Genomic DNA, 24487 nt, shown 5'->3' with positions numbered 1-24487 from the left:
CGATGTCGACGGCGGTCTTGCGACCGATGCCGTGGATGTAGGTGAGCGCGATGATCACGCGCTTGTTGGTGGGCAGATTGACGCCCGCGATACGTGCCATTGGTAACTTTCTCCTGCTCCACAGGATCGCTGGCAACGATCCCATCTCAAAGCGTCTGATTTCCAACGCAAAAAACGGACCACGAACACGCTTGGAGCGTTTCGCCGTCCGGTCAGGCTGTCGGAATGGATGGGCAGTTAGGGTGAGTCGTGCCGAAAGTCAAGCGAACTGCGGCGGATTGCTTGTCGGAACGGGTGATCACGAATGCGATGTAAGGACGACTGCGCGATCGTGCAAGCGGGCGACGACCGCGCGGTGGATTCCGGGTGCGCAGGCGATGACGCCGAACGCCTGCGCGCGGGGCGTGTTGAACTTCAGCGGTTCGCCGAAAGCGTCGGTTACGGCGGCGCCCGTCTCGGTCGCGATGAGGGCGGCCGCGGCGACGTCCCACTCGAAGCCCCAGCGCAGCGTCGCGACCAGGTCGGCGCGGTCGTCGGCAACGAGCGCCATGCGGAGCGCGATGCTGTTCGGCTTGGTGACCATGATCAGGTCGCGGTCGACCTTGGGAAGGCTGTCGGCGGGAACGCGCGACCCGTCGAAGATCATCCGGCGGCTGGCGCGCAGCACCTCGCCATTGAGCGTCGCGCCCTTGCCCTTTTGTGCGACCCACAGCTCGTCGAGCGCCGGGGCATAGAGCACGCCGAGCTCGGGCGTGCCGTCGATCACGAGTGCGACCGATACGCACCAGCCGGGGCGGCCGCGGATGAAGTCGCGCGTACCGTCGATCGGGTCGACGCACCACATCGCCCGGCACGACAGCCGGTCTTCGTTGTCGGCGGTCTCTTCGGACAGCCACCCCGCCTCGGGCACCATCGCGCCGAGCACGGCCTTCAGACGCGCGTCGACCGCCAGATCGACATCGCTGACCGGATTGTCGTGCGACTTGTGCCATACGTCGACCGGCCGCCCCTCGCCGCGCCATCGCGCCATCGCCATGTCGCCGACCTCGCGGGTCGCGGCGATCACCGCTTCGAGGTTGCGCGCGGGCAAGAGCTCAGCTCGACGCGACGGTCATGCCGTCGATGCGCAGCGTCGGCGCATTGGTGCCGTGGCGGAATTCAAGGTCATTCGCGGGGATCAGGGCAGCGAACATATCGATCAGATTGCCCGCGACCGTGAATTCGGCGATCGGCCCCGCGATCTGCCCGTCCCGGATCAGGAATCCCGACGCGCCGCGGCTGTAGTCGCCGGTCACCGGGTTGACGCCCTGACCGATCAGCTCGGTAATGTAGACGCCTTCGGTAACGCCTTCCATCAGCGCCGCCGGGGTCACGCTGCCGGCGGCGAGGTGGAGGTTGCTTGCACCGACGCCCGACGCGCCGCCGCCGCGGCTCGCATGACCGGTGGGTGTCAGGCCGAGCTGTTTCGCCGAGGCATTGTCGAGCAGCCAGCCGGTGATCTTGCCGCCCGTCACGATATCGCGCGCGGCGGTCGGCAGACCCTCGCCGTCGAACGCGCGGCTGCGCAGCCCGCGTAGCCGGTGCGGCTCGTCGCGGATGACGATGCCGCTGTCGAACAGCATCCGCTCTTCCTTGCCGAGCAGAAAGCTCGTGCCGCGGGCAATCGCGGGGCCGGCGATCGCGCCGAGCAGATGGCCGACGATTCCGCCGCTGACACGCGGATCGAGGATGACCGGAAGCTTGCCATTGGGTGCCTTGCCGGGATCGAGACGCGCAACCGCCCGCGTGCCGGCGCGCGCGCCGATGTCGGCGGCGCTTTCAAGGTCGGACAGGTGATGCGCGCTGTGCCAGCCATAATCGCGCTGCATCGACGCGCCTTCACCTGCGATGACGCTCGCCGACAGGCTGTGGCCACTCGACCCGTAGCCGCCGGCGAAGCCGTGGCTGGTCGCGAGCGCGAAGCGCGTGCGGCTGTGGCTCGCCGAGCCGCCTTCGCTGTTCGTCACGCCCGCGATGGCGCGCGCTGCCCCCTCGACGGCCAGGGCGGCTTCGCGGAGCGCCTGCGGGTCGGCTTCGCTGTCGTCGTCGAGATCGAAATCGGGGACCGGGCCCTTGAAGAGCAATTCTTCGGGGGCGAGGCCGGCATAGGGATCCTCGGGCGCCTCGCGCGCCATCGCGACGCAGCGTTCGACCAGCTTGGCGAGTTCGCCGGCGTCCATGTCGGCGGTCGACACGCTCGCGCTGCGCTGCCCGACGAAGACGCGCAGCGAAATATCCTGCCCCTCCGACCGCTCGACATCCTCGAGCGCGCCGAGCCGCATCGAGACGGAGGTCGCGGCATTGCAGTAATAGAGCGCATCGGCGGCGTCGGCGCCGGCCTTGGTCGCGGCGTCGCACAGCATCTGCGCGCGGTCGAGGGCTTCGGAAACGGTGAGCATGTCCGCGCCCTAACCGGCGCGGAGCGAAGCGTCAAAATCTAAGTCGGATCAGCGGACGATCGCGGCGAGCGCGTCGGTGGCGGCCATCGCGCCGCTGACCCACAGGAAGGGCAGGGTCAATGCGGCGATCCACAGACGGCGGACATCGCGGCGGAAGCGGGCGTGAAGGCCCCAGCTGGCGAGCGCCTGGCGGCTGAGATGATACCAGCGGCGTTCGGTCGAGCGTGCGACCGGAAGAGCGAGCGCGAGCAGCATGACCAGCGCGACGACAATGAGCGCCGACGGAGCCCCTGCGGATACCGCGCCCATCACGACCCAGATCTGCAGTGCGGCAAAGGCGAGGAGGGCAGCGGCGGCATGCCATGTCATTCGGCGACCCAGACTCCGCGCCGGTGGCACGCTGACTGCCGTGCGCCTCCACAGGCGCGGTCCGAATGCTGATGCCATGTTACAGCCCCCTTAGGCTGGCGATTCCCAGAACCGCACGTTTTGCCCCAAAAATTCCCAAGTCAAGACAGTCTGCCAGCGATTCGTTAATTTTTGCACTCGTTTCGGCGCGGATTCGCAACCGAATCACGCCGGACCGCAAAAATGCTGCAATTTTGGCAGGATATACGGTCTTTTTGCCGTGGGAGCAGGGGGTCTGGGAACCCGGAGCGGATCAGCGCCGCGGCGGGATCGGTAGCGGTTCGGCGTCAGCTTCGTCGGGAGCGGTCGGCGCGGGCGCCTGTCCGCTCGCCTGGCGTTCGAGTTCCTCGGCGGCTTTCTGGCGCTCGGCGAGCGCACGCTCTTCGGCGACGACAGCGGCTTCGACCTCGTCCGCCGCGGCGTCGATCCCCGCCAGGCGCTTGGCGCGCTCGTCGGCGATCATCGCCTGCCAGTCGGTCTTGTTCGCGGCCTGCCGTTCGGCCTTGGCGCCCGCGACCAACGCCTGCGTACAGCCGGTAAAGCCGCCGAGGCCGGTCGGCGAACAGCTGTCGGTACCGAAGCGGCCGACGCGTTCGAGCGCCACGACCTTGTTGGCCCACGCCTCGTTGCGTACGTCGAGCGGATTGCCGCGCAGCATTTCGGGAACGCGATAGCGTTCGGTTTCGGGCAGGCGGTTACAGACGACGATCTCGTCGGGGCTCGACTGTTCGCACTTGTCGTTGCCGTAAACGATGACCTGGTTGATCTTTTCGGCATCGACCGTCTGCTGCTGCGCCGCGGCGGGCACGGCGGCGGCGCTGCCGGCGAGGATCAGCGCGAACAGGGGGAGGCGGGTCATCGGGTCTTCCTTTGTCTGTTTGATGCGGCTTGGCATCGCCACCCTGCATCCGTCATGAACGGGCAGGCTTTCCTGTATCAGATACGTTTCGACAGCGCGATGGCTGCACGGCAGCCGGCGCGGATCGCGAAGCTCAGGACGGGATAGCCGGGCGCGCTTTCGGCGCCGGCCGCCAGTGCAGCCTCCTTGTGCTCGAGCTCTTCGGCGCGAAAATCCTCGACCGCGGCGCTGAGTTCGGGGTCGCTGTCGCCTAGCTCGTCGAGCTGATGCTGATAGTGGCGGTCGATTTCGGTCTCGACGGCCGCGGTGCAGGCCATCGCGGCACGCGGGCCCATCGCGGCCGTGACGGCACCCAGCGCAAAGCCCGCGACGTTCCAGAAAGGCTGGAGCGCCGTCGGGCGCACGCCGCGCCGGGCGATCATCGCGTCGAAGAATTTGCGGTGCCGCTCTTCCTGCTCGGCCATATGCGCGATCTCGCGCGCCATCGGATGGCGGTCGCCCATCACCGCGAGCTGCCCTGCATAGATGCGCGTCGCGCCATATTCGCCCGCCTGGTCGACGCGGATCATCGATGCGGTGCGTTTGTTGCTCATGGCGCCGGTGTGGTCTTCCGGCGCAGCAAGGTCAAGACGAGTGCGGCGGCTCCCAGCGAGAAGATGGCGTTGAAACCCGCGAGCGAGACGCCGAACAGCGACCATTGCACCGCGTCGCAGCGGATCAGCGGCGCGTTCATGATCGAATCGAGCGTGACGGGGCCGGCGCTGCCGGTCGCGCAGGTGGTGATGCCTTCCCAGAAGCCATATTCGACCCCGGCGTGAAAAACGCCGATCGCGCCGCTGACGGCGATCGCGATGGCGGCGAGCAGGGTCAGCGCGCGCATCGCCTTGTCGTTGCTGCGCAGCAGCAGCGCGAGCAGCGCGAGCACGATCGCCGCCTGGTGCGGCCAGCGCTGCCAGTAACACATCTCGCATGGATGCAGGCCGAAGCCAAATTGGGAGACGAGCGCACCGCCATAAAGGAGCAGCGGCGCGAGGAACGCGACGACGGGCGCGGCGAGGCGCGAATTGAGCATGTGCCGCGGCCCCTTAGTTGCGTGCGGTCGGCTTGGCGGCGGGCTTGACCGGGGCCTTGCCGCTTTGCGCCATGCGCGGCGCGGCCGGGTTGATCCGGCCGATCGTCTGCAGCGCATAGTGGAGCTGGAAATCCTCGATGCCCTTTTCCTTGAGCTCGGCCGCGGTCGCGGTGAAGCGCGGATCGGCCTTTTCGTCCTTTTCGAGCAGGCCGTTATCGACCTTCTTCTCGTTGACGAGGTGACGGCGCAGGTCGCTTTCGCGGAACTTCGGACGCGAGGCATAATCGGGGTCGCTGAGCTGCGGTACCCGGATATCGGGGTCGATCCCGCCTTCCTGCACGCTGCGCCCCGATGGCGTATAATAACGCGCCGTGGTCAGGCGGAGCGCGGTGGTGTCGGTGAGCGGCAGGACGGTCTGCACCGATCCCTTGCCGAAGCTGCGTTCGCCCATCACGACCGCGCGATGCTGGTCCTGCAGCGCGCCCGCGACGATTTCGGAGGCCGAGGCGGAGCCCGAGTCGATCAGCACGACGACCGGCGCGCCGCCGGCAAGGTCCCCCGGTTCGGCAAAATAGCGTTCGATATCGCCCTTCTTGCGGCCGCGCTGCGAGACGATCTCGCCGCGCTCGAGAAAGAGGTCGCTGATTCCGACCGCCTCGTCGAGCAGTCCGCCCGGGTTCGAGCGGAGGTCGAGGATCCAGCCGCGCGGTTTCTTGCCGAGCGATTTTTCGACCGCAAGCATCGCGGCCTTGAGGTCGGTCGTCGCGTCGGCCGAGAAGCTCGTGACGGTGAGCACGCCGACATCGCCGCTGACTTCCCATTTCACGGGCTTGAGGTCGATGATCTCGCGCGTCAGCGTCAGTTCCATCGGCTTGTCCTGCCCTTCGCGCACGACGGTGACCTCGATCTGGGTGCCGGGACGTCCGCGCATCTGTTCGACCGCCTCGTCCAGCGTCATGCCGAAGATCAGTTCCTTGTTGATGTGGGTGATATAATCGCCCGCCTTGATACCCGCCTTGTCGGCCGGGGTGTCGGCGGTCGGCGCGATCACCTTGACGACGCCGTCTTCCATCGTCACCGACAGGCCGAGCCCGCCATATTCGCCGTCGGTCTGGGTGCGCAGGTTCGAGAAGCCGCGCGCGTCGAGATAGCCCGAATGCGGGTCGAGACTGGCGAGCATGCCGTTGATCGCGCCCTCGATCAGCTTCGAATCGTCGACCGGTTCGACATAGTTTGATTTGACCTCGAGATAGACGTCCATGAAGCGCGAAATTTCTTCCTGCGTCTTCGAATCGACGGTTGCCATCGCGCCGGTCGCGAGCGGGATCAGCGCGAGCGTCGAGAGCGCGGCGGCACCCTGCCACAAGGCAAAACGGCGCTTCGGGGTGTTATGGGTCTGCGTCGAGTCGGTCATCTCAGTCTTTCACTCAGGCGAGAGCAAGCGCGCCTTATAATCCCCGGCGCGCTATCCTCCTACGCATTTGTGCGGGCGTCAAGCGGTGCATCCGATAGCGGATGGCGGCCTGATGGGCGATTAACCGATCATCGCGACGATATCGACCGGACGTCCGGCCCGGCGCAGCTCGACGGTGATGCGGCTGTCGTCCGATCCCGCGCGGCCGACGGGCGCCCCGGCGTCGAGCGTGTCGCCAACCCCCACCGACAGCGCGATCATGCCGGTGAGCAGCGACACCCAGCCGCCGCCATGGTCGATGATCACGATCTTGCCATAGCCGCGATAGTCGCCCGCGAAGCCGACGCGGCCGGGAGCGGGGGAAACGACCTGGCCGCCGGGGCGGGCTGCGATCGTTACGCCGCGCGAGCGCACGCCGCTTTCGTTGACCTCGCCGAGCCCGGCGACGATCCTTCCGACGACGGGCAGGCGGTAGGCGCCTTGCGCCAGCTCGGCTTCGGCGGCGGACCGGGCCGCGGTTCCGGCCGCGCTGGCCTTGGGGTCGCGCGGGCGCGGTAGCGGCCCCGCGAGCTGCGCGAGTTCGGCGCGCACCGCGCCATCGGCTTCGAGCGAGTCCATCAGATCGACGATATCGCGCGCTTTTTCGCCGAGCCCCAGCGCGCGATCGGCTTCAAGCTGCGCGCTGCTCATCAGCTCGCGCGAACGGAGCCGGCCCTCATTCTCGAGCCTCGTCAGCGCATCGCGGCGCTGCGCGAGCTGCGCCTTGCTCGTGGAGAGTGTCTTCAACGCGACGGCCTGCTGCCGCCGTGTCGTGTCGAGCGCGGCGAGTTCGCGGCGAACCCCGGCGGTACGGCGTTCGATCACCGGCATCGCGGCGTCGATCACCGCGCGGGCGTGGACCATGTCGGTGAGCGATCCCGGCTGCGCAAGCACACTGACCGGCGGCTGGCGGCTCAACTGCTGAAGCGAAGCGGTGAGCTCGAGCAGCGGTTGCTGCTGCTCGGCGAGCCGCGCGCGCTGCGCCGACAGGCGGCGCGTGACGAGCGCGACCCGGGCTTCTCCGGCGCTGATATCGGCTTCGGCTGACTGGATGCGCGCAGCGAGTGCGGCGCTGCGCTTCTTCAGCCGGTCGGCTTCGTTGCTCGCGGCCGCAGCCTGTTTTTCGAGGAGGGCACTGCGCGCCATCGCGGCGGTCGACTGCTGTTTCGCATCGAGAAGCTGGGCGCGTTCGCGCGCGGCGATGGCCTGCGGGTCGAAAATATCGCTTTGCGCAAGCGCAAGCGCGCCGCCCGCAAATGTGGCGGCCAGGGCGATGAGCGCCCGCCTCACTGGCGGCCCTCGCGGTGATAGGGATGGCCCGCGATGATGCTCGTTGCGCGCCACAATTGTTCGGCGAGCATGGCTCGCGCCATCAGGTGCGGCCAGGTTGCGCGTCCGAACGCGATGACCCTGTCGGCGCCCTCGCGTTCCTCGGGGGTGAAGCCGTTGGCGGCACCGAGGCAGAAGCGCGCTTCGCGAACGCCGCCGTCGCGCCATTTTTCGAGCAATTTGGCAAATTCGAGCGACGACATCTGCTCGCCGCCCTCGTCGAGCAGCACGGTGCGGCTGTTGTCCGCCGCGGCGGGTATGCGTCCGCCGGTGTCGGGAAGCTCCGAAATCTTCTGCGCCCAGGTCACGCGCTTCATATAGCGCTCGACCAGTTCGGCCTCGGGCCCGCGCCCGATGCGCCCGCGCGCGATGATGTGCAGCAACATGAACGTCCGCCTAGCCGGTAGGCGGGGCGGACGTCAATTTGCGGCGGCGACCGGCGGCGCGTCGCCGAACGACCACATGCGCTCGAGGTTGTAGAAGCTACGAACTTCGGGGCGGAACAGGTGGACGATGACGTCGCCCGCATCGAGCAGGACCCAATCGGCGTTGGGCAGCCCTTCGACACGGACGCTGCGGCCCGCTTCCTGCTTGATCCGCTGCGCCAGCTTTTCGGCGATCGCGGAGACATGACGCGTCGAACGGCCGCTTGCGATCACCATATGGTCGGCGATGCTGCTTTTGCCGGCAAGCGGGATGGAGATGGTTTCCTGGGCCTGGTCCTCGTCCAGCTGGTGGAGGATCAGCGCGTGGAGTGCGTCCACGTTGTCGTTGGCGGATGCGGCAGATGCGGCATCCTGGGTGGCGGAGATCAAATGCGTCCTTTCTTCGTCGAATCCGCAAGCCGCGAACGCGTCAGCGGGTCGCGCATCGCGCGGCCTGAATAGCGTTCGAACCAGCGGGGGTTGGCCTGCCGTATTGCAGTTGCGGATCGCACGTCGGGCGAAAAACGCAGGAACACGAGGGCAGGCGGTCTCCAGTCCGTCCAGTGAAGTTTCTGGTCCGCGGGCCGGACGAAGCGCCGAAGCCAACCCATCGCCTGCGCGGCATGGGCCCGGCCATTATAGCCCGGACGCGCGACGACCGCAATCGGCATCAATCGCGCGATCCCCCGCCAGTCGCGCCATTGGGGCAGCTGGACCAGATTGTCGGCGCCCATGATCCAGATGAACCGGCGGTTCGGGTAGCGTCTGACGAGCTTTTTCAGGGTATCGATGGTATAGCGCGTGCCGAGTTCGGCCTCGATCGCCGTCGCGCGAATGGGCGAGCGCCGCGCCATCCGCTGCGCCGAACCAAGGCGTGCCGGGAGCGAGGCCATGCCCGCCGTGGGTTTCAGCGGATTGCCCGGCGAGACGAGCCACCATAATTCGTCGAGCCCCAGCGCGTCGATCGCATTGAGGCTGATCGCGCGGTGCCCGCCATGCGCCGGGTTGAAGCTGCCGCCGAGAAGGCCGGTGGGAATTTTCCCCGATCTGGCTGGACTGGTCAGGGCCGGACCTGTCCCGTGCCGCGCACCAGCCATTTATAGGTGGTGAGTCCTTCGAGCGCGACCGGCCCGCGCGCGTGGAGGCGGCCGGTGGCGATGCCGATTTCGGCGCCGAGGCCGAATTCGCCCCCGTCGGCGAACTGGGTCGAGGCGTTGTGCATGACGATCGCGCTGTCGACGCCGGTCAGGAAGCGATCGGCGGTCGCGATGTCCTCGGTGACGATCGCGTCGGTATGCTTGCTCGAATGCGCGTCGATATGTGCGAGCGCGCCGGCGAGGCCGTCGACCAGCGCGATCGAAACGATCGCGTCGAGATATTCGGTGTCCCAGTCGCCCGCCGAAGCCGCTTCGACATGCGGGCTCAGCGCTGCGATGCCCTTGTCGCCGCGCACTTCGCAGCCCGCCGCGATCAGCGCATCGACGAGGGCGAGCGGTGCGGGATAGGCGCGGTCGATCAGGATCGTCTCGGTCGCGCCGCAGACCCCCGTCCGGCGCATCTTGGCATTGACCGCGAGCTCGACCGCCTTCGCCGGATCTGCGGCACCGTCGATATAGAGGTGGTTGATCCCGTCGAGGTGCGCGAGCACGGGCACGCGCGCCTCGTCCTGCACGCGCGCGACGAGGCCCTTGCCGCCGCGCGGGATGATGATGTCGATGAGACCTTGCGCGCGCAGCATTGCGCCCACCGCCGCGCGATCCTGCGTCGGAACGAGTTGCACCGCGTCGGCGGGCAGGCCCTTCTCGACAAGGCCGGTGGCGAATGCGGCGTGGATCGCGCGGTTCGAATGCACCGCTTCGCTGCCACCGCGCAGGATGACGGCATTGCCCGACATCAGGCCAAGCGCCGCCGCGTCGGCGGTCACATTGGGGCGGCTTTCATAGATGATGCCGACGACGCCCAGGGGCACGCGCACGCGGCTCAGCACCAGCCCGTTGGGACGCGCGATGCGGTCGATCTCGGTGCCGGCCGGGTCGGGTAGCGCGGCGACCGCTTCAATCGCGTCGGCGATCGCGCCAAGCCGGCCTTCGTCGAGTCGCAGCCGGTCGAGCATCGCCCCCGACAGGCCGTTCGTTCGTCCCGCCGCCATATCCTCGGCATTGGCGGCGAGGATGTCGGCGGCGTGCGCACGGATCGCCGTTGCCGCCGCGACCAGCGCGGCCGCCTTGGCTGCCGTTGGCGCCCGCGCCAGCCGTTTCGCCGCGGCACGCGCACGCGCGCCCATGTCGGCGATCAGGGCGGTAGCGTCGCCGGGCAGCGGCGGGGCGGTCAGGGCTTCGACGTTCATGGCGCGGCCACTACCATGTTTTTCGTGTCTCTCGAAAGCCCCGTTGCGCGGTGTCGCGCGCCGCTTTAGGCAGGGCGCATGACAGGGGATATCGAGGGTATCGGCAGCGCCGTCACGGCGGGCCTTGCCGCGCACGCGGTCGAATCGCGCCATGGCGGCACGGCTTATGGCGACGCGCCGCTGCGCTGTCTCAACTGCGGCACGAGCCTCGCCGGCTCGCATTGCCATCATTGCGGCCAGCGCGCCGATGTCCATCGCAGCTTCGGCGCGATCGGCCACGACCTCGTCCATGCGATCTTCCATTTCGAGGGCAAGATCTGGAACACGCTGCCGCTTCTGACCTGGCGGCCGGGAGATCTGACGCGCCGCTATATCCACGGCGAGCGCGCGCGTTTCATTTCGCCGCTCGCCTTGTTCCTCTTCGCGGTTTTCCTGACCTACGCCGTGCTTGCCATGGTCGGAAGCGGCGGCGGCTTCAGCGACGGGCTCAATCAGGCGGCCGCCGAACAGACGCGCACGACCGCGATCAAGGACAGCATGCAGGCCGAGGTCGACCGGATCGACGCCGGGCTTGCGAAAAAGGATCTGTCTGCGGCCGACCGGCGCGAACTGGAGACCGAACGCGAGGTGCTGCAAAAGAGCGCCGACTATCTCGGCATTGCGCGCAGCCGCAGCAGGACCGAGCGCGCGGCCGAGCGCGCCGCAGGCCCGCCGGTGCTGGAGGACCCCGCCGAGCAGGTGAAGACGAGCGCGGATTTCATCTCGCGGAACAAGATCGATACCGGCGTGCCGTTCATCGACCATGGCCTCAAGAAGGCGTTCGCGAACCCGGCGCTGGTTCTCTACAAATTGCAGGCGAACGCCTATAAATTCGCCTGGGCGCTGATCCCGTTGTCGCTGCCCTTCATGTGGCTGCTCTTTCCGTTCAGCCGGCGCTTCCACACCTACGACCATTTCGTCTTCGTCACCTATTCGATCAGTTTCATGCTGCTGCTGTTCGTCGCCGTACGGCTGCTCAACCTGACGATCTTTGGCGACCTCGCCACCTTCTTCGCCATGCTCTATGTCCCGTTTCACATGTACCGCCAGCTACGCGGCGCCTATCGTTCGTCGCGTTTCGGGTCGCTGGTGCGCGCGACGCTGCTTCTGTTTTTCAGCCTGTTCGCGGTGATCTGGTTCATGCTGCTGCTGCTTGCACTGGGGATCAGCGGCTAGGATACTGACCCGGGGCGCGAAGCTGTAACAAAGACGGGCCACAGACCCGGCGACGCGGGAGGACATGCGATGCATCAGCTGTGGAACGAAATCGATCGTCGGTTACTCATCAAGCTCGGCACTGCGGGGCTCGCGGCGCTGTCGCTGCCCGGCGCCGCGGCAGCGGCGATGGCGCAGGGCTTTACCCATGGGGTGGCGAGCGGCGAACCCGGAGCGAATTCGGTGCTGCTCTGGACGCGTTATGCAGCCGCGAACGACACGGCGCTGACGGTGGAATTGTCAGAAAGCGCCGATTTCGTGCAGGTCGCTGCGGGGGGCAGCGTCACCGCGAAGGGCGAGCGCGATCATACCGCGAAGATTGTCGTCGACGGGCTTGAACCGGCGCGATGGTATTTTTACCGTTTCGTCGCGCCCGACGGCACGAAGTCGGTCACGGGCCGGACGCGTACCTTGCCTACCGGGCCGACGAGCGCCTTCACCATCGGCCTCTTTTCATGCTCGAACCTGCCCTTCGGCTGGTTCAACGCCTATGCGCATGCGGCGGCGCGGAACGATATCGACCTCGTCGCGCATGTCGGCGACTATCTCTATGAATATCCCGTCGGCGACTATCCCTCGGCCAAGGTCGCCTTGCCGGGCCGCGATATCCAGCCGACGCACGAGATGGTGAGCCTCGCCGACTATCGTCTGCGCTATGCTTCCTATCGCGCCGACCCCGATCTCCAGCGCCTGCATGCGCTTTTCCCGATGATCGCGCAGTGGGACGATCATGAATTCGCCAACGACACGTGGAAGGACGGCGCCGAGAATCATGATGAGGGCGAGGGCGCATGGGCCGGTCGCGCGGTCGCGGCGGAGCGCGCCTACCGCGAATGGATGCCCGTCGCCGATACGCGCTGGCGCGATTACCAGGTGGGCGACCTCGCGACGATCTTCCTCCCCGAAACGCGCGTGACCGCTCGCGACAAGCAGTTCGAGATCGACGAGATTATCGCGGGCGGCGGCGACCCGGCGGCGAAGCTCAGACAGTTTGCCGAAGGGGCCTATCGCGATCCCGCCCGCCAGATGATGGGGGCGGAGCAGGAGAAATGGCTGTTCGACGGCTTTGCGCGATCGGCGAGGGCGGGGACTTGCTGGCAGGTCTGCGCGCAGCAGGTGGTGATGGGCAGCCTGTTCACCCCGCCTGAGACGAAGGAGTGGTTCGGCGGCGACCAGCCCGACTATGTCCGTCGCCGCGTCGAGACGTCGATGCTCGCGGCGAAGGCGGGGCTGCCGTTCAACCTCGACGCGTGGGACGGCTATCCTGCGGCGCGTTCGCGGCTGCTCGCTGCGGCACAACGCGCGGACGCCGATCTCGTCACGCTGACCGGCGACACGCACAATGCCTGGGCTTTCGACCTTGCCGAGGACGGCCGGCCCGCGGGCATCGAGATCGCCGGGCAGAGCGTCACCTCGCCCGGATATGAAAGCTATACCGCCGGGATTTCCGACGAAGCGCGCGTCGCGGCGCTGCGCGCTTCGTCGCCCGAACTCAAATGGGCGAATACGGCAGACCGCGGCTATGTGACGGTGCAGCTCACCCGAGAGCGAGTGACCGCGAACTGGCACAGCGTTGAGACGATCCGTACGCGTACGCCCGCGCTCAAGTCGACTCACAGCATGACCGCGCTGCGCGACAAGCGAAGTTTCGAAGCGGCTTGACATATTTATAACCAGATGGTTATGAGAAATCCATAACTGAGGAGTTATGGATTACATGGAGTCGCCAACCGATCTTCTGTTCAGGGCGCTCGCCGATCCGACGCGGCGCGCGCTGTTCGAACGATTATGCCTTGAGGGCGAGCAGACGGTCGGCAGGCTCACCGCGGGCGCCGGCATTTCGCAGCCTGCGGTCTCCAAACATCTCGGTGTCCTCAGGCAGGCCGGGCTTGTGCTCGACCGGCACGAGGGCCGCCAGACGCATTACAGCGCGCAGCAGCGCGCGCTCGCGCCGCTCGTCGACTGGACGGGGCGCATGAACCGCTTCTGGGAAGCGCGGTTCGACGATCTCGAAGATTTGCTCAAGAGGATGGATCAATGACCGATACCGACGTGCGCAGCGTGACCGTGGAGCGCGAGATTTCGCATCCGCCCGAAAAGATCTGGCGCGCGTTGACGACGCAGCATCTGATCGAGGAGTGGCTGATGAAGAATGATTTCGGTCTGGACCTCGGTCACCGGTTTCAGCTGCGCGGCGACTGGGGCCATGTCGATTGCGAGATACTCGAGGTCGAGCCCGAGCGGAGCCTCTCCTACACCTGGAACCACGCCCACGACGATCCGGCCTATCGGCTAGACAGCACCGTGACCTTCACGCTCGAACGGACGGCGGCGGGCACGCTGCTGCGCATGGAACAAGTGGGCTTCCGTCCCGACCAGAAGCAGGCTTTCGGCGGCGCCAGGGGCGGCTGGCGTATCCATCTCGAAAACCTCGAGAAGGTCGTGGCTGGTCTCGACTGACCTTCGGACAGGGAGAAAGCTATGAACTGGAGTTTGTGGATCCGGCAGTTCCACCGCTGGGTATCGATCCTCTTCTCGGCGATCGTTCTCGCCATCTTCGTGATGCTCGGGGCGGGGCAGGAACCTGCCCAATGGGTCTATTACTTGCCGCTGCCGCCGCTTTTCCTGTTGATATTTTCCGGCCTCTACATGTTTTTCGGGCCTTGGTTCAGGAAGCGCGGCGGTGTGGCGGGCTGACGCTCAGCTATAAGGCGGCGTGTCCTCGAACTCGGCGAACCACGGATAGTCGTTCGCGACGCTGACGGTGAAGTTCGCGGGGCGCTTTTCAAGGAAGCTCGACACCCCCTCTGCCGCATCGGCGCTCCGCCCGCGCGCGAAGATCGCGCGGCTGTCCCAGCGGTGCGCACTCATCGGGTGCGGCGCACCGAGCATCCGCCACAGCATGTGGCGGGTGAGCGCGACCGACACCGGCGCGCTGTGGTCGGTCATCTCGCGCGCCTTGGCGATCGCGGCGTCGACCAGCTCGCCGGGGGCGTGCACCGACTGGACGAGGCCCTTCTCATGCGCTTCGGCGGCGTCGACCAGGCGGCCCGAATAGCACCAGTCGACCGCGTTCTGGATGCCGACGAGGCGCGGCAGGAACCAGCTCGACGCGGCTTCGGGAACGATGCCGCGGCGCGCGAAGACGAAGCCGTAGCGGGCGGTCTCGCTAGCAAGGCGCGCGTCCATGGACAGCGTCATCGTCGCGCCGATGCCGACCGCGGCGCCGTTGATCGCGCCGAGCACCGGCTTCTTGCAGTCGAAGATGCGCATCGACACGCGGCCGCCCGAATCGCGGATCAGCGGGTGCGACCAGTCGATCGTGCCGTCGTCGGCAACGGGGCTCGCCGACATGCCATCGGGAAGGATCGCCTGCTTGTCGGTGCGCTTGTCATAATCGAAGGTCGCGGCGCCCTGGCCCAGATCGGCGCCGGCGCAATAGGCGCGGTCGCCCGATCCGGTGAAGATCACCGCCCGCACGGCGTCGTCGGCGTCGCATTCGTCGAGCGCGGCGACAATCTCGAGCATCATTTCGGTGGTGAAGGCGTTCATCCGGTCGGGGCGGTGCAGCGTCAGCAGCGCGATGCCCTCGTGGCGGTCGAGGCGAATCTGGTCGAAGCTCATCCATCTCTCTCCTTGGTTCGCGAGCCATGGTTGCAAGCCAGGGCGCCGAGAGCAAGCACTTTACGTAAACGTAAGGAAGGGAGTGTCATGCCGGGGATGACGCGCCCGATCTTTGCCGCTATAGGCCGCCCGACCGCCCCGGCGCCGCGCTCGTCCTGAGTCGCTTTGCCGGGGCCATTCATTTGGTTCCGACAGAAAGTTGACCGCCATGGCCCGTCGCCGCCAGATCTACGAAGGCAAAGCCAAGATCCTTTACGAAGGCCCCGAACCGGGCACTCTGATCCAGTATTTCAAGGACGACGCAACCGCGTTCAATGCGCAGAAGCGCGGGACGATCAACGGCAAGGGCGTGCTCAACAACCGGATTTCGGAGCATGTCTTCACGCTGCTCGGCAATATCGGCGTGCCCACCCACTTCATCCGCCGCCTCAACATGCGCGAACAGCTGATCCGTCAGGTCGAGATCGTGCCGATCGAGGTGATCGTGCGCAACGTCGCCGCGGGAACCCTGTCGAAGCGCCTCGGTATCGAGGAAGGCACGCAGCTTCCGCGCACGCTGATCGAATATTGCTACAAGGACGACGCGCTGGGCGATCCGCTCGTCGCCGAGGAGCACATCGCCTGCTTCAACTGGTGCAGCCAGGACGAGCTTCACGACATCCAGGACATGGCGATCCGCATCAACGACTTCATGTCGGGCATGTTCGCCGCGGTCGGTATCCGCCTCGTGGACTTCAAGCTCGAGTTCGGGCGCCTCTATGAGGGCGATTTCAGCCGTATCATCCTCGCCGACGAGATCAGCCCGGACGGCTGCCGTCTGTGGGACATGACGACCAACGAAAAGCTCGACAAGGATCGCTTCCGCCGCGACCTCGGCGGCGAGGTCGAAGCCTATCAGGAAGTCGCCCGCCGGCTCGGCCTGATGCCCGAGGGCAACGAGAATGCCGTGCTCGACCTTGAGAGCCACCGGAAGAAAAAGGGTAGCTGATCCCGGCGAGCGCCGCCCGGCCGCACGACGCAGGGCCCCGGCTCTCGCCGGGGTTCGCACATGGGCTTCAGATATTGATGCTCGTCGGAATCAGGCTGGGCTGCAGATAGGGATAGGGCTGCATCCGCTCCGCATTGCGCGCGACGATCTTGGCCTCGACGCCCGTCAGCGCCGCCCGGAACCACGCCAGCGGCCCCTCGGCCGCGGTCACGCGCGGGTCCTGGAACCATTCGGGATAGGGGAAGGCGTTGCTGCGATAGTCGCCGAGCGGCCGGTAATGCACCGATCCCAGGAGTTCGAGCACGTTCAGTTGTTCGAGCGCGAGCGCCATCGGCGGCATCATCGCGAGCCAGCCCGCCTTGTCGTGCCCGCGCTGGCCGTTCGGCGCCGCTTGCCATCCCGCGCCCGTGACCGCGGGGGCGAAGGCCATGATGTCCTTTTGCGGGAAATTGACCGCGGCATGCTGCGCGCTCGCGGTGAACATCACCATCGCGCACACCTCGGCGAGTTGCGCGCGCGTCGTCATCGGACCGAAACCCCTGATTTTCGCTTCGCCCGCAAGGCATGCAGCCCATGCGGCGAGCTCGGTATCGGCCACGACGTCTGCATCATGCCCATAATAAAGCCCAACATATCGCCGCGCCCATTCGTGGATCGCGTCCCACACGAGCAGCGCGTCGTCGCGGTACGGATAATCGGCGAGCGCCGAGTCCACACCGACACCGCGCGCGACAAGGTCGGCGTGGAGCATTTTGCCGTAGAAATCGAACGCGAGGCGCGCGTCGACCGCCGCCGTCTGACTCGACGCGATCGTGCCCGCGAAAATATGGTCGATCGGGCCGCCTGCCGCGATCAGCGAGGTCGCGGCCCGTTCGTTGATAAACAGCGTGCCTTCGAAATGCGGAACGAGCAGCGCCCAGATCGGATGAATTTCGGCAAGATGGCGATGCGTCGCGACCGCGAACGCCTCGACCACCAGATGCGTGCGTGCAAGGTGGGCAAACAACTCATGGTAATTGCCGTCGGCGACCTGCACGACGAACTTTGCCATTTCCCAGCCCCAGATCTTGTCGGCGACGGGCGAAGAGGTGAAGATCGGATAATCGGCAGGGTTCTGCCCGCACTGGATCGCGACGGGGATCAGCGACGACCCGCCTGGCGGCACCGCGAACAGCGCCATCGGCTGCCAGATATATTTTGCCCGGGTTCCATAGGTGCCCGGGTCAATCACTTCGAGCGGCTTGTAGTCAAGCAGGAAGAGGCGCCCGTCGGCGAGCGCCGCCGCCAGCGTGTCGCCGCCCACGACCGAGACATATTGGGCTGCGCTCAGCGGGAAATTGTCGGGGAGCGCATCGCCGACCGCGGCGATCAGCATGCAGTTCGGACCCTGCACGCGCAGCCGCGCGAACTCGGCGTCGTCCTGGAACATCCACGAGATGCCGGGAACGGGCAGCGTCGCGAACAGCGCGCGATACGCCTCGATGCTGCGCGGGGTCTTGCTGCCGAGGCCCTCGGCATCGTCGATCTTCATCAGCTCTTCGAGGCGATCCTTATAACCCTTGAGCAGAGCGACATGGACGTCGCGCTCGGCGGCGGCGACGGCATTCTCGACATCGCCAATCATGCGCGCGAAGATATTGCCGCCGGTGTGGACGCCATGTTCGGCGGCGATCTTCGCGGCCGATGCCTCGATCGCGTCGCATTCGGCCAGCGCGGCTTCATATTCCGCGCGCGGGTTGTCGAGCTCGCCCCCCAATTCTCCCTTGTCGATGCCGCCAAGCTTCACCGTCAGCGCGTTGCGCACGATGTCGAGCCCGACGCCGATCAGGGTCACGAACCACGCGATCGTCGGCTCATCATTCTTCGGCACGTCGGTCGCGAGGGGGACGCCGGGCAACGTCGGGACGTCGGTGGCCCAGGTGTAGACGGTCTGCGTCGCGGCAAGCTGGGCGGCGCGCGCCGCCCGCTGCGCGGGTGTGTCGTTTTGCGGCAGCGTCGGGTCGGCCGAGGGCATCGATGCCGTTGGCGTGGCGGCGGACGCAGCGAGCGGCGGCGTCGGATAGGACATGGCGTGGTTCCCCCTCGGGCATGAAGCAAGTGGCGAGGCTTGTCGGCAAACAAGGTTAATATTTCGCAAGCCATGGGCTTTCCCGTGGGCCCTAGAGCGGTGATAAGAAGGGCTTTCGTTCCTTAACCCCTGCTTTACTCAGCCTTGCTATCCCGCCCCCATGACGGGGGTCTATCACTGGCTGCGCAGGCGCATTTTTCCGCCGATTCCGGATGCGATTCGGGACGATGTCGCCTTGCTGCGCGCCAATCGCGTAGAGACGCTGACCCCGATGCTGTTCCTGATGCTGGCGGCGACCACGCCTACCGCCATCTATGCGGGGGTGGACACGGTCCACCCGATCGTTCGCATCGGCTTCCCGGTTACGCTCGCCATCATTGGTCTGCTCGGCTTCGTCTTCCTGATGCATAATCGCGGCCGGCGCATGAGCCTCCGCCGCGCGCGGCGGATGATCAAGGAATCGATGTGGCTGTCGGGGACGACGGGCGCGATGTGCAGCAGCTGGACGGTGATCAACTGGTTCGCGGCGCCGGTATCGACGCACAGCTATTATGCGATGATCATGGCGATGGGGTCGCTTGCGACCGCCTATTGCCTGTCGTCGATCCGCCTTGCGACCTTCATCAACCTGCTGATCGGTCTGGTGCCGATCTCGTTCCTGATGCTGACTTCGGGCAACCCGCCCGAGATCGCGGCGGGCACGAGCCTTGTCGTCGCGACGATCTTTCTTCTCCGCATGATCCTGCAGCAGCACGACCAGCTCATCGACCTGCTCCAGCTCCAGCACCAGATGCGCGACCTTGCGCACACCGATCCGCTGACCGGCCTCGCCAACCGCCGCGAGTTCGACATGCGGCTCGACGAGGAAATCGCGAAGGGCGACGCCGCGAGGCCGTTCGCGATCGCGCTGCTCGATCTCAATGGCTTCAAACCGATCAACGACCAGCACGGCCATGCGATCGGCGACGGCGTGCTGTGCGAGCTCGCCGAGCGCCTGCGCCGCGCGTGCGGCGACCATGCGGTCGTCGCGCGGCAGGGCGGCGACGAGTTCGCGATCCTCGTGCCCGCGGGCTCGATCCTGCTCAAGACCTCGCTCGCCGACCATGTCCTCGCCGCGCTCGCACCGCCCTATCGCATCGGCGGCCGGTCGATCGGCGTCGGTGCGGGCGTCGGCACGGCGAGCTGGCCCGAACATGGCGAGAGCGCGCGCAAATTGCTCGAGGTCGCCGACCGCGCGCTTTACGCGGCGAAAGCCGCTGGTCGGACCCAGACGTCGCCGGTCGAAAGCGTCGGCCGCGTCGCGTGACGACGGCTTGACCGCCCGCGGGGTGGCCGCCACATCTCGTCCATGACCAAATCCTTCGTCCGGCGCGCATCGACCGCGCTGTCGCCCCTCGTCTTCCTCATCGCCAGCACCGCCCCGGCTTTCGCCCGGGAGGCGCCCGCAAAGATCGCGGCGCCCGCGGCGGTCAATCCGCAGAGCGAGGCGGCGAAAGCATGGAATTTCGCGGCGAGCGACGTCCCGGTCGACCCGAACATCGTCTTTGGCGTCCTTCCCAACGGGATGAAATATGCGCTGCTGAAAAATTCGACGCCCAAGGACAGCGTCGTGCTGCGCATGCGTTTCGCGGTCGGCAGCTTTGCCGAGGCCGAGGACCAGCGCGGGCTCGCCCACTTCCTCGAACATATGGCGTTCAACGGATCGAAGGGCGTTCCCGAGGGCGAGATGATCAAGCTGCTCGAACGCAAGGGGCTGGCGTTCGGTGCCGACACCAACGCGTCGACCGGCTTCGACGAGACGATCTACAAACTCGACCTGCCCAACGCCTCGGACGATCTGATCGACACCGGGCTGATGCTGATGCGCGAGACGGGGAGCGAGCTGACGATCGATCCCGCCGCGGTCGACCGCGAGCGCGGCATCATCCTGTCCGAACGGCGCGCGCGCGACACCTATCAGCTTCGCAGCCTGATCGACCAGCTCGATTTCCAGATGCAGGGGATGACTGTCGCGAACCGCATACCCGTCGGCACCGAGAAGGTGATCAGGACCGCTCCCGCGGCACGCCTCCGCGACCTTTACGATCGCTATTACCGGCCCGAGCGGGCGACTTTGGTGATGGTCGGCGACTTCGATCCCGCAGCGGTCGAGGCGAAGATCAAGGCGCGCTTCGCCGACTGGAAGGGGCGCGGCCCCGCCGGCGCCGACCCCGAAATCGGCAATGTCGATTACAGGCGCGCGGCGGCCGCCGACGATTTCGTCGATCCGGCGATCCAGGATTCGGTGACGATCGCTAGCTTCAAACCATGGGTGGACGAGCCCGATACGAAGGCGAAGCGCGCGCGCAAGCTGGCCGAGGATGTCGGCGAGGCGATCGTCAGCCGCCGGCTGGCGAAGATCGCGCTGAACGAGGATTCGCCGATCCTGACCGGCTATTTCAGCGATGCCGAGGGTTGGAAGACCTTCGACCAGGTCACCATCGGCGCGGTCGCCAGGGAAGGCGCGTGGAAAGAGGCGCTCGCGCTCGTCGAGCAGGAACAGCGGCGCGCGCTCGAACATGGCTTTACGCAGGCCGAGGTCGACGAGCAGATCGCCAACCGCCGCACCATATTCAAAAATGCCGTCGCCGGGGTAACGACACGGCGCAGCGACACGCTCGCCGACGCGCTGGTGTCGGCGGCGGAGGGCGATTTCGTCTTCGTCCGCCCCGAAACCTCGCAGGCGCTGTTCGAGGCGACCGCGCCGGCGCTGAGTGCCGAAGCCGTCACCGCGGCGTTTCGGGCGCGCATGGACGGGCTGAGTCCGCCGCTGGTGCGGGTCACGACGAAAAAGCCGGTCGACGGCGGGACCGCAGCGATCCTCGCCGACCTGCAGGCTTCGGCGAAGGTGGCGGTTGCGGCACCGGCCGCGGCGGCCAATGCCGCCTTCGCCTATGACAGTTTCGGGAACCCCGGAAAGATCGTCAGCGACGAACGCGTCGAGGATCTGGGTATCCGGCGCATCCGCTTTGCCAATAATGTGATGCTCAACATCAAGGCGACCGATTTCCAGAAGGACAAGGTCCTGCTGTCGTTGCGCGTCGACGGCGGCAGCCTGCTCGCGACGCGCGACGATCCGACGAAGGTGTCGCTCGCGGGTTCGCTGATGCTCGGCGGGCTCGAGGCGCACAGCCTCGACGACCTGCGATCGATCCTCGCGGGCAAGACGATCAGCCCCGTCTTCGGCAACTCGACCGATGCCTTTGGCGGTTCGGCGGTGACGTCGCCCGAGGATTTCGCGCTGCAGGCGAAGCTGATGGCCGCCTATCTGACGCACCCCGGCTACCGCGCCGACGGGCTGGCGCTGATCCGGCGCGTGCTGCCGCAGCAATATGCCGCGAACGACGCGACGCCGGCGGCGGTGCTCGGCCGCGACGTCGGGGGCATCCTTGCCAACGACGATCCGCGTTCGCAGACCCCGCCGCTCGACAGGGTGATGGCCCTCGACTGGGCGCAGCTCAAACCCGCGATCGCCGACAGCTTCGCGCATGGCGCAATCGAGATCGGCGTCGTCGGCGACATCGGCGAACAGTCGGCGATCGACGCGATCGCCGCGACCTTTGGCGCGCTGCCCGAGCGGCGCTCGGCGTTCGATCCACGCGCCGAAGCGCGGATACGCGAGTTCGCGACCGACCGCAGCGAACGCACGCTGATCCACAAGGGGCCCGCCGAGCAGGCGGAATTGCGAGTCTATTGGCCGGCGCGCGACGACAGCGACCTCGGCGAGGCGATGCGGCTGACGCTTCTGTCGCGCGCGATGCAGCTCATGCTCACCGAGGAATTGCGCGAGAAGCTCGGCGAAAGCTACAGCCCCGGCGCGGCGGCGAGCCTGTCGGACGAGTTTCCGGGCTATGGCCATCTCTTCGCCGCGAGCAACGTCGATTACAAGGATCTGGCGACGACACGCGCCGCGATCTTCGAAATCGCCAGGGAACTGCGCGACAAGCCGATCGACGCCGACCTGCTCGACCGCGCGCGCCGGCCGCTCCTCGAAGCGATGGTCAAATCGCGGCGCGAGAACAGCTATTGGCTGAACTATGTTGCGGAAGCGACGACCCACGCCGATCGCCTCGACCGCAGCCGTAAGGGGATCGGCGAGGTCGAGGCGGCGACGCCGGCCGAGTTGCAGGCGCTCGCGAAGCGCTATCTGGTCGATGACAAGGCGCTGGTGATCAAGGCGGTGAGCGACAAGGCGGGCAAATAGCGGGGTGCGAGGGGGTGGCGCGGAGGCGCCATCGTTTCGTTCGTCCGTTTGACCGGGCTGTACTTCACGCCGGTCCTGCCTTTTCCATTTCACCATTTTACCAAATCGGTTATTTTTCTTGACATCGTGACGCTGTTATGGCACAAGTGTCACATCATGAAGAATTGCGAGTCGGGCCGGCGCCTTTCCGATGCGGAGGGGTGTTCCGGCCCGATCGCGTTGGAGATGGGCGATGGATGAGGCGGTAAGCGGCATCAAGAACCAGTTACTGGCAAAAAGACGGCGGTCGCGGCGCGAGATTTCGCAGCGCAAGCGCGACGATTTCATCCAGCATCTGAGCGAGACCTGCAACGTGACGCTGTCGGCCGAACGCACGGGAGTCGCGATCACGACCTTCTACCGCATCCGCCGCCGCGACGCCGCCTTTGCCGCGGCCTGGCAGGGCGCGCTCGACGATGGTTATCGGCGGCTTGAGATGGGGCTGGTGCAGGCGGCGCTGGCGGTCGTCGAAGGGCGGCGCGCCGACGAGGGCGAAGGAGAAGTGCGGCCGGTCATCGCGCCGATGACGATGGAGCAGGCGCTGCAACTGCTGAAGCGGCATGAGGAAAGCGTTCGCGGCGGACGGTCCAGACCCAATCGGCGGGGGAAGGGGCCGATGCCGACCCCGGCAGAGACCGACGAGGCGATCCTGAAACGGCTGGCGGTGCTGCGCCGCCAGCGCGGCTGGGACAAGCTGTGACCGATGGCGCAGGCGGTGCGCGATGTCGTAGGCGACATCCTCGAACAATTGAGCACGCTGACCCCCGGGCAGCTCCGGCGGTTGATGCGCGACCTGTCGGGAAAGCATCTGCGCGAGCTGATCGAACGCTGGCAGGGCTGGGCGCAGGACGGGCAATGCGAGCCGCCGGGCGACTGGCGCGTCTGGATGATCCGCGCCGGACGTGGCTTCGGCAAGACGCGCGCGGGGGCAGAGTGGATCAGCGAATGGGCGCGCATGGAGCCGGGCGCGCGGATCGCGCTTGTCGCGGCGAACGATGCCGACGGGCAGCGCGTGATGATCGAGGGGCCGAGCGGGTTGCTCGCGGTCGCGCGGTCGGAAGAGGAACCGCACTGGATCGGCGGGCGGCGCGAGCTGCATTTCGAGAGCGGCGCGGTCGCGACGCTCTATTCGGCGGCGGCGGCCGAGAATTTGCGCGGGCCCGAACATCATGTGGCCTGGTGCGACGAGCTGGCGAAATGGCGACACGCCGATGCGGCATGGGACAATCTGATGATGGGGTTGCGGCTGGGCGATAATCCGAGGGTCCTGGTGACGACGACGCCGCGCCCGACCACGCTGATGCGGCGGATCATGGCGCTGCCGGGTTTTGAGGAAACGCGCGGCGGGACGAACGACAATCCCTATCTGCCGTCGAATTTCGTCGAGGCGATGGTCGCGAGCTATGGCGGCACCCGGCTGGGGCGGCAGGAGCTTGACGGCGAGTTGCTCGAGGATGTCGAGGGCGCGCTGTGGACGCGCGGGCTGGTCGAGCGTTGCCGGGTCGGGGCGGAGGGCACGGGCAAGCCGGTGCGCGTGATCATCGGGGTCGATCCGCCGGCGACGAGCAATGGCGATGCCTGCGGGATCGTCGTCGCGGCCTTGCTGCGCGACGGGCGGGTCGCGGTGGTGGAGGATGCGAGCGTCGACAATCCGCCGCCGGGCGTGTGGGCGCAGGCGGTGGCCGCAGCGGCGGCGCGCTGGGGCGCCGACCGGATCGTTGCCGAGAGCAATATGGGGGGCGAGATGGTCGAGGGCACGCTGCGCCAAGCCGATTGCACGCTGCCGGTGGTGCCGGTGCATGCGAGCGTGGGCAAGGCGCGAAGGGCGGAGCCGGTCGCGATCGCCTACGAGCGCGGCGATGTCGTGCATGCGGGAGTGTTCACGGCGCTGGAGGACCAGCTCTGCGGGTTGCAGGTCGGCGGGGGTTATGCGGGGCCGG

At 66.8% G+C, this 24487-nt stretch carries 25 protein-coding genes; 10 read left to right on the top strand and 15 right to left on the bottom strand.

Going from position 1 to position 24487, the window contains the following annotated elements; all coding sequences use genetic code 11:
• The 13 genes from rpsM to JHC57_RS12370 all read right to left on the bottom strand — a co-directional run.
• Positions 1 to 100: 30S ribosomal protein S13 (gene rpsM, locus JHC57_RS12430; RefSeq protein WP_294030355.1), on the bottom strand; the 100-nt coding region annotated here is incomplete at its 3' end.
• Between the two features lie 198 nt (positions 101 to 298).
• Positions 299 to 1090 carry a 3'(2'),5'-bisphosphate nucleotidase CysQ gene (locus JHC57_RS12425; RefSeq protein WP_294030354.1) on the bottom strand — a complete coding sequence of 264 codons (792 nt, stop codon included), beginning with the start codon at positions 1088 to 1090 and terminating at the stop codon, positions 299 to 301.
• A gap of 4 nt (positions 1091 to 1094) precedes the next feature.
• A complete protein-coding gene (locus tag JHC57_RS12420) occupies positions 1095 to 2438 on the bottom strand; it encodes a metallopeptidase TldD-related protein (protein WP_294030353.1) in 1344 nt (447 codons plus the stop codon).
• A gap of 48 nt (positions 2439 to 2486) precedes the next feature.
• Positions 2487 to 2807, bottom strand: a complete 321-nt coding sequence (locus tag JHC57_RS12415) for a hypothetical protein (protein ID WP_294030352.1) — start codon at positions 2805 to 2807, stop codon at positions 2487 to 2489.
• A 292-nt stretch (positions 2808 to 3099) separates the two neighbouring features.
• Entirely contained in the window at positions 3100 to 3705 is a 606-nt protein-coding gene (locus tag JHC57_RS12410) for a hypothetical protein (protein ID WP_294030351.1), read from the bottom strand.
• 77 nt (positions 3706 to 3782) lie between these two features.
• Positions 3783 to 4298 (bottom strand): demethoxyubiquinone hydroxylase family protein, encoded by a 516-nt coding sequence (locus JHC57_RS12405; protein WP_294030349.1) that lies wholly within the window; start codon positions 4296 to 4298, stop codon positions 3783 to 3785.
• Positions 4295 to 4777: a disulfide bond formation protein B gene (locus JHC57_RS12400; protein ID WP_294030348.1), complete on the bottom strand. Its 483-nt coding sequence runs from the start codon at positions 4775 to 4777 to the stop codon at positions 4295 to 4297. The genes JHC57_RS12405 and JHC57_RS12400 overlap by 4 nt, the downstream gene beginning before the upstream one ends.
• 13 nt (positions 4778 to 4790) lie before the next feature.
• Positions 4791 to 6191 carry a S41 family peptidase gene (locus JHC57_RS12395; protein WP_294030346.1) on the bottom strand — a complete coding sequence of 467 codons (1401 nt, stop codon included), beginning with the start codon at positions 6189 to 6191 and terminating at the stop codon, positions 4791 to 4793.
• Between the two features lie 120 nt (positions 6192 to 6311).
• Entirely contained in the window at positions 6312 to 7520 is a 1209-nt protein-coding gene (locus JHC57_RS12390) for a peptidoglycan DD-metalloendopeptidase family protein (RefSeq protein ID WP_294030345.1), read from the bottom strand.
• Positions 7517 to 7945 carry a 23S rRNA (pseudouridine(1915)-N(3))-methyltransferase RlmH gene (locus JHC57_RS12385; protein WP_294030343.1) on the bottom strand — a complete coding sequence of 143 codons (429 nt, stop codon included), beginning with the start codon at positions 7943 to 7945 and terminating at the stop codon, positions 7517 to 7519. The genes JHC57_RS12390 and JHC57_RS12385 overlap by 4 nt, the downstream gene beginning before the upstream one ends.
• A gap of 33 nt (positions 7946 to 7978) precedes the next feature.
• On the bottom strand, positions 7979 to 8374 hold the full coding sequence (gene rsfS / locus JHC57_RS12380) for a ribosome silencing factor (RefSeq protein WP_294030342.1): 396 nt from the start codon (positions 8372 to 8374) through the stop codon (positions 7979 to 7981).
• On the bottom strand, positions 8371 to 9081 hold the full coding sequence (locus JHC57_RS12375) for a nicotinate-nucleotide adenylyltransferase (RefSeq protein WP_294030341.1): 711 nt from the start codon (positions 9079 to 9081) through the stop codon (positions 8371 to 8373). Before JHC57_RS12375 ends, rsfS begins: the two co-directional genes overlap by 4 nt.
• Positions 9045 to 10331, bottom strand: a complete 1287-nt coding sequence (locus JHC57_RS12370; RefSeq protein ID WP_294030340.1) for a glutamate-5-semialdehyde dehydrogenase — start codon at positions 10329 to 10331, stop codon at positions 9045 to 9047. Before JHC57_RS12370 ends, JHC57_RS12375 begins: the two co-directional genes overlap by 37 nt.
• Before the next feature lie 78 nt (positions 10332 to 10409).
• Here JHC57_RS12370 and JHC57_RS12365 point away from each other — a divergent pair, with 78 nt between their 5' ends.
• The 5 genes from JHC57_RS12365 (at position 10410) to JHC57_RS12345 (ending at position 14282) form a co-directional block, all read left to right on the top strand.
• Positions 10410 to 11546, top strand: coding sequence for a DUF3667 domain-containing protein (locus JHC57_RS12365; RefSeq protein WP_294030339.1), 1137 nt, complete (start codon positions 10410 to 10412; stop codon positions 11544 to 11546).
• A gap of 69 nt (positions 11547 to 11615) precedes the next feature.
• Positions 11616 to 13247: an alkaline phosphatase D family protein gene (locus tag JHC57_RS12360; protein WP_294030338.1), complete on the top strand. Its 1632-nt coding sequence runs from the start codon at positions 11616 to 11618 to the stop codon at positions 13245 to 13247.
• Between the two features lie 55 nt (positions 13248 to 13302).
• Positions 13303 to 13626, top strand: coding sequence for a metalloregulator ArsR/SmtB family transcription factor (locus JHC57_RS12355; RefSeq protein WP_294030337.1), 324 nt, complete (start codon positions 13303 to 13305; stop codon positions 13624 to 13626).
• Positions 13623 to 14045 carry an SRPBCC domain-containing protein gene (locus JHC57_RS12350; RefSeq protein WP_294030336.1) on the top strand — a complete coding sequence of 141 codons (423 nt, stop codon included), beginning with the start codon at positions 13623 to 13625 and terminating at the stop codon, positions 14043 to 14045. The genes JHC57_RS12355 and JHC57_RS12350 overlap by 4 nt, the downstream gene beginning before the upstream one ends.
• Before the next feature lie 21 nt (positions 14046 to 14066).
• Positions 14067 to 14282 (top strand): hypothetical protein, encoded by a 216-nt coding sequence (locus JHC57_RS12345; protein ID WP_294030335.1) that lies wholly within the window; start codon positions 14067 to 14069, stop codon positions 14280 to 14282.
• 3 nt (positions 14283 to 14285) lie between these two features.
• Here the strand turns inward: JHC57_RS12345 and JHC57_RS12340 are convergent, their stop codons facing one another.
• Positions 14286 to 15209 carry a crotonase/enoyl-CoA hydratase family protein gene (locus JHC57_RS12340; protein WP_294030333.1) on the bottom strand — a complete coding sequence of 308 codons (924 nt, stop codon included), beginning with the start codon at positions 15207 to 15209 and terminating at the stop codon, positions 14286 to 14288.
• A 208-nt stretch (positions 15210 to 15417) separates the two neighbouring features.
• Between JHC57_RS12340 and purC the strand changes: the two genes are divergently transcribed.
• Positions 15418 to 16197, top strand: a complete 780-nt coding sequence (gene purC, locus JHC57_RS12335; protein ID WP_294030332.1) for a phosphoribosylaminoimidazolesuccinocarboxamide synthase — start codon at positions 15418 to 15420, stop codon at positions 16195 to 16197.
• 67 nt (positions 16198 to 16264) lie between these two features.
• Here purC and JHC57_RS12330 read toward each other — a convergent pair whose 3' ends face one another.
• Complete coding sequence (locus tag JHC57_RS12330; RefSeq protein ID WP_294030331.1) at positions 16265 to 18265, bottom strand: lipoxygenase family protein; 2001 nt, start codon at positions 18263 to 18265, stop codon at positions 16265 to 16267.
• A 235-nt stretch (positions 18266 to 18500) separates the two neighbouring features.
• On the opposite strand from JHC57_RS12330, the gene JHC57_RS12325 reads away from it, so the two are divergent.
• The 4 genes from JHC57_RS12325 to JHC57_RS12310 all read left to right on the top strand — a co-directional run.
• The gene (locus tag JHC57_RS12325; RefSeq protein ID WP_294030330.1) at positions 18501 to 19571 is read left to right on the top strand and encodes a GGDEF domain-containing protein; all 1071 of its coding nucleotides are present in this window, start codon (positions 18501 to 18503) and stop codon (positions 19569 to 19571) included.
• 42 nt (positions 19572 to 19613) lie between these two features.
• Positions 19614 to 22508, top strand: a complete 2895-nt coding sequence (locus tag JHC57_RS12320; protein WP_294030328.1) for a pitrilysin family protein — start codon at positions 19614 to 19616, stop codon at positions 22506 to 22508.
• Positions 22509 to 22740: 232 nt separating this feature from the next.
• On the top strand, positions 22741 to 23247 hold the full coding sequence (locus JHC57_RS12315) for a hypothetical protein (RefSeq protein ID WP_294030327.1): 507 nt from the start codon (positions 22741 to 22743) through the stop codon (positions 23245 to 23247).
• A 15-nt stretch (positions 23248 to 23262) separates the two neighbouring features.
• Positions 23263 to 24487, top strand: a 1225-nt coding sequence (locus tag JHC57_RS12310) for a terminase family protein (RefSeq protein ID WP_294030326.1), incomplete at its 3' end; no start/stop codon positions are given.

The organism is Sphingopyxis sp. (genome assembly GCF_016463645.1).
Classification (GTDB): domain Bacteria; phylum Pseudomonadota; class Alphaproteobacteria; order Sphingomonadales; family Sphingomonadaceae; genus Sphingopyxis.
Note: the sequence above shows the minus strand (reverse complement) of the source record. Positions and strands in the feature narration are given on the sequence as shown.

Coding starts and splice junctions, on each gene's coding strand:
- JHC57_RS12415 (WP_294030352.1), bottom strand. CDS start 2,807: ATGACATGGCATGCCGCCGCTGCCCTCCTCGCCTTTGCCGCACTGCAG.
- JHC57_RS12410 (WP_294030351.1), bottom strand. CDS start 3,705: ATGACCCGCCTCCCCCTGTTCGCGCTGATCCTCGCCGGCAGCGCCGCC.
- JHC57_RS12395 (WP_294030346.1), bottom strand. CDS start 6,191: ATGACCGACTCGACGCAGACCCATAACACCCCGAAGCGCCGTTTTGCC.
- JHC57_RS12355 (WP_294030337.1), top strand. CDS start 13,303: ATGGAGTCGCCAACCGATCTTCTGTTCAGGGCGCTCGCCGATCCGACG.
- JHC57_RS12315 (WP_294030327.1), top strand. CDS start 22,741: ATGGATGAGGCGGTAAGCGGCATCAAGAACCAGTTACTGGCAAAAAGA.
- JHC57_RS12400 (WP_294030348.1), bottom strand. CDS start 4,777: ATGCTCAATTCGCGCCTCGCCGCGCCCGTCGTCGCGTTCCTCGCGCCG.
- JHC57_RS12330 (WP_294030331.1), bottom strand. CDS start 18,265: ATGTCCTATCCGACGCCGCCGCTCGCTGCGTCCGCCGCCACGCCAACG.
- JHC57_RS12350 (WP_294030336.1), top strand. CDS start 13,623: ATGACCGATACCGACGTGCGCAGCGTGACCGTGGAGCGCGAGATTTCG.
- JHC57_RS12345 (WP_294030335.1), top strand. CDS start 14,067: ATGAACTGGAGTTTGTGGATCCGGCAGTTCCACCGCTGGGTATCGATC.
- purC (WP_294030332.1), top strand. CDS start 15,418: ATGGCCCGTCGCCGCCAGATCTACGAAGGCAAAGCCAAGATCCTTTAC.
- JHC57_RS12340 (WP_294030333.1), bottom strand. CDS start 15,209: ATGAGCTTCGACCAGATTCGCCTCGACCGCCACGAGGGCATCGCGCTG.
- JHC57_RS12385 (WP_294030343.1), bottom strand. CDS start 7,945: ATGTTGCTGCACATCATCGCGCGCGGGCGCATCGGGCGCGGGCCCGAG.
- JHC57_RS12370 (WP_294030340.1), bottom strand. CDS start 10,331: ATGAACGTCGAAGCCCTGACCGCCCCGCCGCTGCCCGGCGACGCTACC.
- JHC57_RS12360 (WP_294030338.1), top strand. CDS start 11,616: ATGCATCAGCTGTGGAACGAAATCGATCGTCGGTTACTCATCAAGCTC.
- JHC57_RS12320 (WP_294030328.1), top strand. CDS start 19,614: ATGACCAAATCCTTCGTCCGGCGCGCATCGACCGCGCTGTCGCCCCTC.
- JHC57_RS12420 (WP_294030353.1), bottom strand. CDS start 2,438: ATGCTCACCGTTTCCGAAGCCCTCGACCGCGCGCAGATGCTGTGCGAC.
- JHC57_RS12405 (WP_294030349.1), bottom strand. CDS start 4,298: ATGAGCAACAAACGCACCGCATCGATGATCCGCGTCGACCAGGCGGGC.
- JHC57_RS12365 (WP_294030339.1), top strand. CDS start 10,410: ATGACAGGGGATATCGAGGGTATCGGCAGCGCCGTCACGGCGGGCCTT.
- JHC57_RS12375 (WP_294030341.1), bottom strand. CDS start 9,081: ATGGCTGGTGCGCGGCACGGGACAGGTCCGGCCCTGACCAGTCCAGCC.